Source organism: Candidatus Binatia bacterium, from assembly GCA_036382395.1.
Classification (GTDB): domain Bacteria; phylum Desulfobacterota; class Binatia; order HRBIN30; family HRBIN30; genus JAGDMS01.
Genome location: DASVHW010000439.1, coordinates 1 through 11,790 on the forward strand (window position 1 = coordinate 1; position 11,790 = coordinate 11,790).

Here is an 11,790-nt window from a genome sequence, read left to right on the forward strand (position 1 = left end):
GCCTTCCAGACAGCCGCCTTCTTTCACCACCAGACTTTGTGCCTCGACCGTTCCGATGAGCCGGCCCCCACTGCCGATTTCGACGCGCTCGGCGCCACGGACCTCGCCGCGGACCTGTCCCAGCACGATCAGCTTCAACGCCCGGACAATGCCGTCGACCTTGGCCTCTTCGCCCACTACCAGCATGTCGCTGGCACGGACCTCGCCGCGCAGCGTCCCATCGATGCGTGTGGGCACGGTGAAACTCAGCCGCCCGCTTACGACCGTGTCTGCGCCGAGTGACGACCGCAGGACAGGAACCGGGGCGACGAAGCTCGTTCCCACCGCCGCTTCACTCGTGCGCCCGTGTTCACTAACATTCTTGCCTGAACTCAGGCGACCTCTACGCTTCCAGAACACCGCACCTTCCTCCTTCCCCCCTCACGTCGGGAATACGTGACACGCGACCGCGTGCTGGTTGTGACCCACAGTCAGTTTCGGCTCCATGGAACGACATCGCTCTTCGACATACAGGCAGCGCGGATGGAACGGACAGCCCGCCGGTGGATGAATAGGACTCGGCACGTCGCCTGGCAAGAGCATGCGTTGGCGCCGCGCCTTCGGATCAGGAACCGGGACAGCAGACAAGAGCGCCCGTGTGTAAGGATGACGTGGGTTGCGATAGATCTCTTCGCTCTCCGCCAGTTCCACAATCTTCCCGAGGTACATGATCGCCACGCGATGGCTGATATGTTCCACAACCCGCAGGTCGTGCGCAATGAAGACGTACGCCAATCTCATTTCCACCTGCAAGTCCTGCAGGAGGTTGACGATCTGCGCTTGAATCGAGACGTCCAGCGCGGAGACGGGCTCGTCGGCCACGATGAGGCGCGGCTGCACGGCCAGGGCCCGGGCAATGCCGATGCGCTGCCGCTGTCCGCCGCTGAATTCGTGCGGATAGCGGTCGTAGGTGTCGGCTCGCAAGCCGACACGGTCGAGCAACTCGATGACCCGCCGCTTCTTGGCGGCGCCGCGCGCCAGGTTGTGGATTTCAAGCCCCTCGCCGACGATCTTCCCGACGCGCATGCGGGGATTCAGGGAGCCGTACGGATCCTGAAAGATGATCTGCATCTCGCGACGCTTCTGCCGCAACGCCCCGGGGCTCAAGGTCTGCAGGTTCTCCCCGTCGAACAGCACCTCGCCCGAGGTCGGCTCCAGGAGGCGCAGGATCAGGCGGCCCAGGGTGGACTTTCCACACCCCGATTCACCGACGACGCCCAATGTCTCGCCCGGGTACACCGCCACATTCACTCCATCGACGGCACGCACGAACTGCCGCGGCCCGAACAAACCGCCGCGGACCGGGAAGTACTTCTTGAGGTGGCGGATTTCGAGGAGGGGCGTCATGTGGCCAGACTGGCAAACCTGTTTCTCATTGACCGGCCCTCACCAGCCGGGTTCCGAGGCACGAATGCAGGCGGCCCAATGTGTTGGCTGCAGCTCTTCAAGAGACGGATCGATCACGGCGCAGCGGGCGATGGCTTCCGGGCAACGGTCGCGGAAATGGCAGCCGGACGGAAGGTCGAGCAGGTCCGGTACCATGCCGGGAATAGCTTCCAAGCGCCGCGCCTTCGCGGCGCCAACCTTCGGGATCGAACGCAACAGACCGCGCGTGTACGGATGCCGAGGACGGGCAAAAATGGCCTCCACCGGGGCACGCTCGACGATGCGGCCGGCATACATGATGGCCACTTCGTCGGCGCGCTCAGCCACGATCCCGAGGTCGTGCGTCACCAGGATGAGTGCCATTCCCAGGCGTTGCTGCAAGCTGGCCAGCAAATCGAGGATCTGTGCCTGGATCGTCACGTCGAGCGCCGTGGTCGGCTCGTCGGCGATCAACAGCCGTGGATGGCAGGACAGCGCCATGGCGATCATGACGCGTTGGCGCATACCGCCACTGAGCTGGTGCGGATACTCGTCCACCCGACGCTCAGGTTCTGCCATCTCCACCAGCCTGAGCATTTCGATCGCTTTTTGCCGTGCCGCCCGCCGGCCCAGTCCCTGGTGTAGCCGTACCGCCTCGGCGATTTGATTGCCGACGGTGAAGACCGGGTTCAGCGAACTCATCGGTTCCTGGAAAATCATGGCTATGGCGTTGCCCCGCAGTTGACGCATTTCGGCTTCACTTGCAGTGAGCAAATTGCGGCCGTCGAAAAGGATCTCGCCACGTACGTGCGCCGCCGCAGGAACCAAGCGGAGGATCGACAGCGCCGTCATGGTCTTGCCGCAGCCCGACTCGCCGACGAGACCCAATGTCCGCCCCGGGTCGATGCTGAAGCTGGCCCCATCGACGGCTCGCGCCTCACCCTGGGGCAGTTGGAAGCTGGTGTGCAGGTCGCGTACCTCAAGTAGCGCCACACGCCTGTCTCTAGCAGCCTGGCGAGAAAAGCGGAAGGTCAGGCGGCCCTCGCTGTTGTTGGTCGGGGATGGTACCGCTACTTCTTCTGCTCCATCTCCTGGCCGCAGCACTTGAGTGTTCCGCCGCCGCCTTTGGTGACGATAACTTGCGAGCCGCACTTGGAACAGATGTACATTTTCCCCAGTTGATTGGCCATTCGTGTCGCTCTCCTTCTTGCCTATTGGCCGCGGAAGACGGGCTTCCGTTGGTGTAAGAATGCGCGAATTCCCTCTTGCCGATCGCGCGTTGTCTGCAACAGGACGTACAGGTCCTCTTCGAGACGGATGCCCTGTTCGAGCGTGAGATCGGTTCCTTTCAGCACGGCTTCTTTCCCATAGCGCAACGCCATGGGTCCCTTGCTCCTGAGGGCGTCGATGACGGTGCCGAGTGACCGTGCGAAGCCGGCGTGCCGGACCACTCGTGACACCAGTCCGATCGTTTCCGCTCCCGCTGCGGTGATGGTGCGGCCGGTGAGCAACAGATCGAGCCCGCGGGTGCGTCCGACGATGCGCGGCAACCGTTGTGTCCCCCCATGCGCCGGGAGCCGTCCCGCGACCAATTGCGGCATGGCAAAACGAGCCCGCTCGGATGCGACACGCAGGTCGCACGCGAGGGCCAGTTCGAGGCCTTCGGCAACTGCTTCGCCCTGAATCGCGGCCACAACCGGACGCGTCAGGCGCGCGATTGCCTCCACCCAGTCCATGCGTTGCTGCCAGCCGCCGCCTGCCTCGACGCCCAGGCAGAAACTTGGTCCCGATGCCGCCAACACCACGGCACGCACGCGGTCGTCCAACTCGATGTCGGCCGCGGCTTCACACAGCTCTTGCGCCAGCTCCTGCGTGATGCGGTTGCCATGGCGGGGCCGATCGAGCGTCAGCCAGGCAACGCCATCGACGACGCGCGTCCGCAAGCCGCGCCTGGCGGCGCGCGCGACGGCGTTCCTGCTCACGCGCGCTCTCCGCCCAGTTGCGCGCGCAGGTCCTTCTTGAGAACTTTGCCCATCTGATTCCTGGGCAACGCCTCGAGGAAGTGGATCACCTCGGGTTTCTTGAAACTGGCCAATCGCTGCCGGCAGAACTCGGAGATGTCCTCGGCCGTCAACGTCACACCGGGACGCGGCACCACCACGGCGGCGACGCGCTGGCCCCATTCCACATCCGGGATGCCGATGACTGCGGCCTCGTCGACACCGGGGTGCGAATACAGCACCGCTTCCACCTCCGCCGGGGCGATGTTCTCGCCGCCGCGTATGATCATGTCGTCCTTGCGTCCGGCGAGAAAGATGTAGCCATCTTCGTCGAGCCAACCCATGTCATGCGTCGGCAGCCAGCCGTCCTGTAAAGGGGAGCTGTTGGCGCCGCCGCCGCCGTAGCCCTTCATCACCCGCGGCGTTCGCACCCAGAGCTCGCCCACCTGCCCAGCCGGCAGCTCCTCGCCGTCATCCCCGACGACCTTCAGCTCGACGTCCGGCAGCGGCCGACCGATCGACTTGAGGCGTCGGAGTCGGAGTTCCACTTCCTCGGGGCTGCCATCGAGGCGATGGTCGTCGGGGCCGAGCACCGTGAGCGTCGAGGTGGTTTCTGTCTGGCCGAACGCATTCACGAAACCGACAGTCTTGGGGAACATCTCGATGGCGCGGCGAATGACCGGGAACGGCATTTGCGCGCCGCCGTACGACAGGTTCTGCAGGCTCGACAGATCGTGTGCAGAAAACTCGGGATGGTCGATGAGTTGCTTGACCATGGTCGGCACCAGAAACGCGTGTGTCACCTGCTCGCGTTCGACCGTCTCCAACCACTCCGTGGCATCAAACTGCCTGAGCAACACGAGGCGGCGACCGGTGAACAGCGAGGTCATGATGTTGGTGGCGCCGGCAATGTGGTACAGCGGCACGCACAGTAGCGCCGCGCCACGCGGGGTGCCGTCCGCCAGTTCGACGTTGGCGGTCACGTATGCCGTGAAGTCGTTGTAGGTCAGCATCACGCCCTTCGGCAGGGCGGTTGTCCCACTGGTGTACATGAGGATGCTGGTGTCCTCGTCGTCGACCTCGGGCGGCTCGAGCTCCGGCGACGCCTCTGCCATGAGGCGCTCGAGGTGCAGAAACCCGTCCTGCGGTGTCTCCATGGCGATGTAGGTTTCCACGCCGGTGAATTTTGGGCGGAGTTGCTTGACGGCTTCAAGATAGCGATCGCCAACCAGCAAGACTTTCACTTGCGCTGTGGTGACCATGTACTCCAGCTCAGGCAACTTGGCGCGATAGTTCAGCGGAAGGAAAACCGCACCGAGTGCGGCGGCTGCATAATAGGCTTCCACATAGTGGTGCGAGTTCGTTTGCAGGACGGCCACGCAGTCGCCCCGCCGAATGCCGACGGCGTGCAATGCGTTGGCCAGGCGCTGAATGGCCTGCCAGAGTTGACCGTACGTGAGGCGATGATCCTCGAAGACCAGAATCTCCTGGTCCTCGAACATGGCTGCCGGAATGCTGACAAAGTTAGAGGTATTCACCGAATGCTCCGCTCCGCATTAATGAGTTCAATCGCTGTTCCAGTGCCAAGCCGTTGGGCAGGCTCATGTCGAGCCCGCCGTTCACCGCGTGCTTGGCGCAAGCCACAAGTTGTGGCGGCAATTTGCACAGTCGCCGCGCCAGGTCAATTGCGGCAAGGTGCAGCCGTGCCTTCGGAACGACCTGCGTGACGATTCCGAGGGACAGGGCTTCGCTAGCAGTGAGCCAGCGGCCGGTGAGGATGAGGTCGAGCGCGCGCCCAATACCAAGCGCCCGCGGGGTGGTCTGGGTGCCACCGACGCCGGGGATCATGGCCATGCCTGTTTCCGGGTAGGAGAAGCGCGCATCTGTAGCTGCAATACAAATGTCGCACAGAAGCGCCATCTCGAAGCCGCCGCCCACGGCGTACCCGTGGACCGCCGCGATGGTCGGTTTGGAGAGCGACAGCAGCAGCTGCCACACGTCCCGGTGCCAGCGCGCTTCCCGCGCCGCGATCGGCGACGAGGCGCTGCCGAACTCACGCACGTCACCGCCGGTGCAGAACGCGGGTCCGTTGCCGCGCAGGACCAAGGCGTGAACCTCCGGGTCATCGCGGACGGCACCGAGGGTCTCGAACAGCGTGTCACGCATGGCCATGTTGTACGCATTCAATACGCGCGGCCGGTTCAGCGAGACGATCGCCACCGCGCCGTCCTTCTCATACAGCACGGCGGCTGGCTCCTGCTGTGCGGGCGCCGCATGCCGCGCCCGTACTTGCTTGGACACTAGAGCACCCGGCATCCGGAATATGCTGGATATGAGTCAAGTTGCATGCGAAGCGTTTCGTAGCGACCCAACACGTCCGCCGGAAGCCTCTGGAGTGCGGGCGGGGAGCGGTCCTGCCGAAAAGACGCTGGGCGCAGCCCACTAGTCACTCGAGGGCAGGGGCTTCGCTTCCTTCAACTTCATGTCCTTGTCGCAACAGGTCACCGAGCCGGCGCCAGGTTTGTTGCACAGCACCTCGGTGCCACAGGTCTCGCACAAATACCGCTTGCCAAGTTGGTTGGACATTTCCGTCTCCGCCTTCTCTTGAATTCGTAGGGTGGGCACTGCCCGCCCTACGTGATGACACACTATTACGACGACCGCGCATAAAACGGCAAGGCGACAACGCGCGCAACGGCTGACCCTTGCGGCAGCGCCACCTGGACCTCCGTGCCCGGGTCCCAACACTCACTCTTGGCATACCCCAGTGCGATGACGGATCGGTGGGCAGGCGACCAGACCGCGCTGGTGACCCAGCCGGCCTCCTGAGCTGCATGGACGAGCTTCGAGTGCGGCGGCGGCACGACCTCACCCTCACAGAGTAGACCGACGAGTTTCCTGTGTAGCTGACCACGCGCAGCCACCCGCTCGACCACCTCTTGCCCGAGGTAGCAGCCTTTCCGATAGCTGATCGCCGCGTCCAAGCCCGCTTCGCCGATCAAGATAGAGTCGTCGAAGTCCGGGCCGTACCATGGAATACCGGCTTCGAGCCGCAGTACGTTCAGGGCTTCCATGCCAACCGGTTCCGCACCGGCGGCATGGCAATGCTCCCACAGTTTCGAGGCCATTGCCGGATTTCCGAACAGCAGGTAACCGTTTTCGCCGGTATGGCTGACGGCAGCCACCCGTACGGGGGACCCGTCGAACGTCGACTCACGATGGGCAAACGGCTGCAGTCCCTCAACCGTGTCGCCGAGGACGCCGACCAGGGTCCGGGCGGCTTGCGGGCCCTCGACCGCAACCAGCGGTGCCCACGCTTCATCCGAGACGAACTCGACGTCGTCGGCGACGATGTGGCGGTCGAAAGCTTCTCGCACCGCGCCCATCCGCGCCGCGGGCCCCTCGAGCCACAGTTCGTCGGCGAGCGCGTAGACGCGGAGATCGGATACCACTTTGCCTTGTATGGTCAGCAGCGCCGCGTATGTGCCTTGCCCCTCGTGCAAGCCCGCGACGTCGTTCGTCACCATCCCCTGCAGAAACGTCGTCCGGTCCGAGCCGATCATTCGCAGCAGTCCGCGGAAGCGCGCATCGAGCAAACCGCAGCGCTGCCGTACCGCCGCCCACTCACTCTGAAGGTCGGTGAAGCGGGCCGCCAGCTCTATGCCGGCGGACCGTGCTCCACTGGCCCGTTCAAGCCCTTGTGATTCGGAGTTCATCGAGGATTCACGATTGTTGTTGAGTAACAAAATCGGCCGGCCGAAAAAAGGGCCACGCGCTAATGCTTTGTCGGCTCAACTCAGGATTCGAACCTGCCCGGCGACCCCAAGGTCTTCGAGTGCTTGCCGCAGGTCGCTCTCCAAACTCGCAGCGACACTGGCATCAACGGTGACCGAGAACTCCACACTGACCTTGAGATCTGTGCCCGCCCGCAACTTTGGCAGCAGCTTCGTGCCGAGCCGGTTCCAAATCTCGGGCGGAACCGTTCCGACGAGGCGCAGCGTCTTCGTGGTGACGCCAGGCGCGGGCGCGGGTCCCGGTGCGAGGCTCGGCTCAGGCGCGGTGATGGGTTCGGGACCAGGCTGGGGACCCGGCCCCGGCACGGGCTCGGGTGGAGCACCCGCCTTGCGCGCCTTGGCCGAATCCTTCCTCAGCAGGCACACGCCCGCATCGAAGGCGACCTCGTCCGGTGCAAGCAACTCCTCGAACCATACCCGCTCGTAGCTGCCGTCGGGCTTCCGGCCCGACGCCAAGCCAAAGTCACCCCGACTCACGAACTCGACGATCTTGGATCTAAGGATCGCATCGGGATCCACCAGGCGCGTGAGCGAGCCATTGAGGAAGCTCTGCCGCAGGCTCGCGACCGGCCACGCCGCAGACTCCTTCAGCGCCGGGGGCCAATTGCGCTCGATATAACCGGCGCCAACAGACTCGTTGAGGAGCGCCTCGGACTTGAGAGCGGCAATGACCCGGCCGCACAGGGTCTCGCCACTCGAAGAATGTCCCGCGCCGAGGTCGATCACCTTGAGGCCGTCGGTCTCCTGCGTGTCGGCAACGACCGCGAAACGATAGTCGCCCCAGACCTCGTCCTTCGCCGCCTCTTCCGCGTCCTTGACCTTCGACTGAAGCTCCGCCCGATCGCTCTTTTCGAAGTCACCACCGAGCGTACCCTCGGCGACCTCGCGCGCCACCCGCTTTCACGCGAGCCCCAGCTCCACCTTGTCGCGCAGGTCTCGGCCCGGCTTCTTGAGGCACCAGACGAGCGCTCCCGGATAGAGCCGCGGCGACTTTCCGCGCTGGCGCGTCCACTCGGCGAGCTGCGCGCGCAACGAGCCGCATCCCGTCCAAGCCGTCTCCGGATCGACGACCACGAGGGTGAGCTTCGGCCTGTCCGGGATCTCCGTGTCATCCCCTTTGAGAATCTCGACGGGGGATGCTCGCGCCGCGCCGGAACTCCTCCTCGACGAGCTTGCGCAGCGCGGGCTTGACCTCGGTTTCCTCGTCGAGCGACGCGCGCCGGTCGCTCACCACCTTTTTCATGGTCGGCTGGTAGCCGATGCGAAAGCCGTCCGCGCCCGTCTTGCGGATGAAGTACGACCTACCCTCGAGAACCAACGCGGCGTTGTCGATCGATGTCGTGTCCAGCTCGGGCTCGCCGAGCGCGAAGCGCAGCTCGGGAAGATGCGCGACTTTATCGGTCTGCCCGCCCGACGATTCGAAGAGGATCGCAGTCCCGACGCGCCGATGGATGTCCCGCAGCGGCCCTTTGGTGTCGGCGTCGAGCGCCTTGCTGTGCGCCTGCTCGCCGGCGATGTCGGTATCAATCGCCGCGATGAGCCGCGACTCGCCGAGCTGGCCCAGCACCACGCTGCGGAACCCGGGCTCGGCGAGCGGCGCCGAGCCGAGCGTGATGAGCGGCTCGGTGCGCGCTGTGCGGTAGCCGTCCTGGGCGGCGATCGAGATCCACTGCGCCAACATTGCCAGCGTGCCGCGCGTCTGCTGGTACTGCGGCAGCGCCTGCCACTTGCGCTGGAAGACCGACAGCGTCGCCGGATGGAACGGGTAGCAGGCCTCGAAGCGGCGCTGCAGGAACTCGCGCGCCTTGGCCTCGGTCGCGGCCGAGTCCACGGCGGTCCACTCGGGTGGGAGCCGCTCGCGCCGCTCGAAGCACCAGTCGCCGTAGGCCTTGGCGACGTTCTTCCGGATCTTCTCGCTTCCAAGATCCTGGAAGAGCCGCCGTCGAACGACCTCGCTGATCTCGGTCTCGTCGTTGGCAATCAGGTCCTTGGCGACGCGCCGCACCACCTTCGAGATCCTGTCCTGCCACTCCTGATCCGACTCCGTCATCTCGACCTGGCTGCGTGGCAGGCTGATCACCGCCGCGCCGTGCGTGGTGCCGGTGGTGGCGACCGTCAGATTCTGGATGAAGGCGTGGAACGATTCGGCGCTGGCGCGGTGGCGGTTCAGGTAGTTCAGCACCTCATCGAAGAGCAGGAGGACCGGCGCGCCGGCCGCCTGGAAGACCCGCGCGATGGCATCGGTGCCGGGGGGCGTGGTCTTGGCCGCGGGACCAAGCGCCTCGACGCCCTTGTCGCCCGCGAGCTGGCGGGCGATGTCGATCCACGGTGTCTCGCGCCCCGGCTGCGGGTCCCAGGCGTTGCCAACGAACACGGCGACCTTCGCCTTGGGCACAGAGCCGACGCCCGCTTCGCGCACCAGGTCGGCGACCCCGTTGTAGCCAGCCACGGCGTCTCCGTTTTTCGCCAGGTGGTACAGCGTGGTGAGCGTGTGCGTCTTGCCGCCACCGAACTGGGTGATGAGCGTGAGCACAGGCGACGTGTTGTCGGTTCTCCCGGAGAGCCGTCGCAGCACCATACCCGCGTGCTCGCGCAGTGCCCGCGTGAAGCAGGTGCGCGCGAAGAACTGCGCAGGGTCGCGATAGTCCTCCGGTGCAGTTCCGGCCACGACCTGCTCGAGGGCGATGGCGAACTCGTCCGGGTTGAACGAGCGGCCTTCGCGGACTTCCTTGCGCGGTGTCGCGACTTTGTACCAGGGCTCCATCGGTTCTCCTCGCTACGACAGGGGCCGCGAAATCCTTATGCGCCCGCCCCGCACGGTTATGATGGCCCGTGCTGCAATCTCTCGAGCATGGTCTCTGAGCACTCTGTTCATTAGCGTAATACGCCTCTGCGCGGGGACATCCGGCAGCCGCACCAGGCCGCAGTGTGACACTCCGCCTACGAAGATGAGTTCGCCGAAGTCCTTATCCATGGTGATGAGCACGCGGCCTTCAGCCGCCGACCATTCGAGGATTTCACGGTCGCCCGGATCTGGTCCACGCTCGCGCGACTCAACGACATCGTGGCCGCGTTGGCGCAGCCACTCGGCAAGACGATGTCCCGCGCAGCGGTCAACCAAGAACTTCACTTGCTTGCAACTCGCACTGCATCAAGAGAATCATGTGCGATGACCGCGTGCGCATATGCCAAGCATGCCTGAATATCGTCCGCCTCGAGATCCGGATAGTCTTCTAGTATCGACTCAACGGTCTCGCCTTGAGCCAGGAGGCTGAGGATCAGTTCAACGGATATCCGCATGCCGCGAATGATCGGCTTGCCCCCGAAGATCGAGGGACTTGCTGTGACGCGTCGAAGGAGATCTTGCTCCTTCGTGGTTCGTCGCTTCATTTCGAGTCCTCCTCAAGCGCTGTCGGTTGGGTAGCCAATGACTGCCTGGATATCTTCACGGGTCAGTCGTGGATAGGCGTCGAGCAGCGCGGCTTCGTTGGCCCCTTCACTCAGCTTGCGCAGAATCAGCTCCACCGGAATCCGTGTCCCGCGAATCACGGGCTTGCCCAGCATCACTCGGGGATTGATCTCGATTCGGTCTGTGATTGTCATCGTTCCCTCTGTGGTACGTCTGCATCATCGTGGCACGGCTAGCAACATCGCATCAAGGAGCCGCTTCTCCTCGCTCCCCTTCGGATAGAGCGCGGAGAAGGCGTTGGCGAGGCGCAGGAAGTCGGGGCCCCGCTCCTGTTCGGCCTTAAGGAGTGCGCGCAGCGCGTTGGTGCGGCCCCCGGCCTGGAGGAGCATGGCCGCATGGATGCGGTCGAGGGTCGTGGCCTCGCGGGCAGCGCCCAAACCCTCGTCCGACACCTCGGCGCCCCCTCGCTTCCTGTGGCCCCGGCCGCGCCCGCGGATCGTGGGGGCCACGCTGGGCTGCATGTCGGGGAAGAGTAGCCCCTGGAGTGGGTTGGTCGTTGTCGCTTCCTGCTCGAGCCGCGCGGCCACGGCCTGCGCCCGTCCTCGCCGAAGAGTTGCTTGGCGCGCTCCGCGATCGACAGCAGGCGTACGACGCCCTTCTTCGTCTCGATGACGCGGCCTTCCCACTTGGGAAGCTCGATGCCGAGCGGCTGCGCGAAGCGACGCACGACGTCGAAGACGAGCGTGAAGCCCTTGGCCTTGCCGCGGGAGGAGCCCTCTTCGCCTTCGTCGGACGACTCCTCGTCCCCAGCCTGCCGAAGCCTCGGCGCAGGCAGGTCGCCCTCGTCGCTCGCGGCGTCAACCGTCGCGCCGTCTGTGCTCTGGAGCGTCCAGAGGAAGAGTGCCGTGAGCAGCGCTTCCCATCCCTCAGTCGTCTTGTGCGCGAAAACGATCCCTCCGATCCCATCCGTCCGTACAACGTGTCGCCCACGGAGCATTGCCGACGCCATCTTCGACTCATACTGATCCGATGTCTTAGCTCTCGGGTTGAGAGAGTGCGGTCTGTCTACAACGCATTCAGTTTCCTTCGGCGTGAGAGTTTCAGTGAAAAGCTCAGGCAGGAGATCGCCGACAGCACGCTTTAGCCAGACATAGAAAAGGTCTGCCAGGTGCGCGTACGGAAC

At 64.6% G+C, this 11,790-nt stretch carries 17 protein-coding genes; 1 reads left to right on the top strand and 16 read right to left on the bottom strand.

The annotated features are described in order from the left end of the window. The 16 genes from VF515_21705 to VF515_21780 all read right to left on the bottom strand — a co-directional run. A partial coding sequence (locus tag VF515_21705; protein HEX7410245.1) for a polymer-forming cytoskeletal protein occupies positions 1 to 324 on the bottom strand: 324 nt, incomplete at its 3' end. Positions 325 to 420: 96 nt separating this feature from the next. Continuing rightward, entirely contained in the window at positions 421 to 1,386 is a 966-nt protein-coding gene (locus VF515_21710) for a dipeptide ABC transporter ATP-binding protein (protein HEX7410246.1), read from the bottom strand. 39 nt (positions 1,387 to 1,425) lie between these two features. Further along, a complete protein-coding gene (locus tag VF515_21715; GenBank protein ID HEX7410247.1) occupies positions 1,426 to 2,397 on the bottom strand; it encodes an ABC transporter ATP-binding protein in 972 nt (323 codons plus the stop codon). Positions 2,398 to 2,474: 77 nt separating this feature from the next. Continuing rightward, positions 2,475 to 2,594 carry a hypothetical protein gene (locus tag VF515_21720; GenBank protein HEX7410248.1) on the bottom strand — a complete coding sequence of 40 codons (120 nt, stop codon included), beginning with the start codon at positions 2,592 to 2,594 and terminating at the stop codon, positions 2,475 to 2,477. Positions 2,595 to 2,615: 21 nt separating this feature from the next. Continuing rightward, entirely contained in the window at positions 2,616 to 3,386 is a 771-nt protein-coding gene (locus tag VF515_21725) for an enoyl-CoA hydratase/isomerase family protein (GenBank protein HEX7410249.1), read from the bottom strand. Continuing rightward, positions 3,383 to 4,942: a long-chain-fatty-acid--CoA ligase gene (locus VF515_21730; GenBank protein ID HEX7410250.1), complete on the bottom strand. Its 1,560-nt coding sequence runs from the start codon at positions 4,940 to 4,942 to the stop codon at positions 3,383 to 3,385. Before VF515_21730 ends, VF515_21725 begins: the two co-directional genes overlap by 4 nt. Continuing rightward, entirely contained in the window at positions 4,929 to 5,705 is a 777-nt protein-coding gene (locus tag VF515_21735) for an enoyl-CoA hydratase/isomerase family protein (protein ID HEX7410251.1), read from the bottom strand. Before VF515_21735 ends, VF515_21730 begins: the two co-directional genes overlap by 14 nt. A 141-nt stretch (positions 5,706 to 5,846) precedes the next feature. Continuing rightward, positions 5,847 to 5,990 (bottom strand): hypothetical protein, encoded by a 144-nt coding sequence (locus VF515_21740; GenBank protein ID HEX7410252.1) that lies wholly within the window; start codon positions 5,988 to 5,990, stop codon positions 5,847 to 5,849. Between the two features lie 65 nt (positions 5,991 to 6,055). Continuing rightward, on the bottom strand, positions 6,056 to 7,120 hold the full coding sequence (locus VF515_21745) for an aminomethyltransferase family protein (protein ID HEX7410253.1): 1,065 nt from the start codon (positions 7,118 to 7,120) through the stop codon (positions 6,056 to 6,058). A gap of 75 nt (positions 7,121 to 7,195) precedes the next feature. Then, entirely contained in the window at positions 7,196 to 8,092 is an 897-nt protein-coding gene (locus VF515_21750) for a hypothetical protein (GenBank protein HEX7410254.1), read from the bottom strand. 6 nt (positions 8,093 to 8,098) lie between these two features. After that, a complete protein-coding gene (locus VF515_21755) occupies positions 8,099 to 8,272 on the bottom strand; it encodes a hypothetical protein (protein HEX7410255.1) in 174 nt (57 codons plus the stop codon). A gap of 34 nt (positions 8,273 to 8,306) precedes the next feature. After that, the gene (locus tag VF515_21760) at positions 8,307 to 9,962 is read right to left on the bottom strand and encodes a DUF499 domain-containing protein (protein ID HEX7410256.1); all 1,656 of its coding nucleotides are present in this window, start codon (positions 9,960 to 9,962) and stop codon (positions 8,307 to 8,309) included. Positions 9,963 to 9,974: 12 nt separating this feature from the next. Next, positions 9,975 to 10,328, bottom strand: coding sequence for a DUF5615 family PIN-like protein (locus tag VF515_21765; protein HEX7410257.1), 354 nt, complete (start codon positions 10,326 to 10,328; stop codon positions 9,975 to 9,977). Continuing rightward, positions 10,325 to 10,588, bottom strand: coding sequence for a DUF433 domain-containing protein (locus VF515_21770; GenBank protein HEX7410258.1), 264 nt, complete (start codon positions 10,586 to 10,588; stop codon positions 10,325 to 10,327). The genes VF515_21765 and VF515_21770 overlap by 4 nt, the downstream gene beginning before the upstream one ends. A gap of 12 nt (positions 10,589 to 10,600) precedes the next feature. Continuing rightward, a complete protein-coding gene (locus tag VF515_21775; GenBank protein HEX7410259.1) occupies positions 10,601 to 10,801 on the bottom strand; it encodes a DUF433 domain-containing protein in 201 nt (66 codons plus the stop codon). A 24-nt stretch (positions 10,802 to 10,825) separates the two neighbouring features. Beyond that, positions 10,826 to 11,116: a hypothetical protein gene (locus tag VF515_21780; protein ID HEX7410260.1), complete on the bottom strand. Its 291-nt coding sequence runs from the start codon at positions 11,114 to 11,116 to the stop codon at positions 10,826 to 10,828. 47 nt (positions 11,117 to 11,163) lie between these two features. Here VF515_21780 and VF515_21785 point away from each other — a divergent pair, with 47 nt between their 5' ends. Continuing rightward, entirely contained in the window at positions 11,164 to 11,751 is a 588-nt protein-coding gene (locus VF515_21785) for a hypothetical protein (protein HEX7410261.1), read from the top strand. Positions 11,752 to 11,790 lie beyond the last annotated feature (39 nt).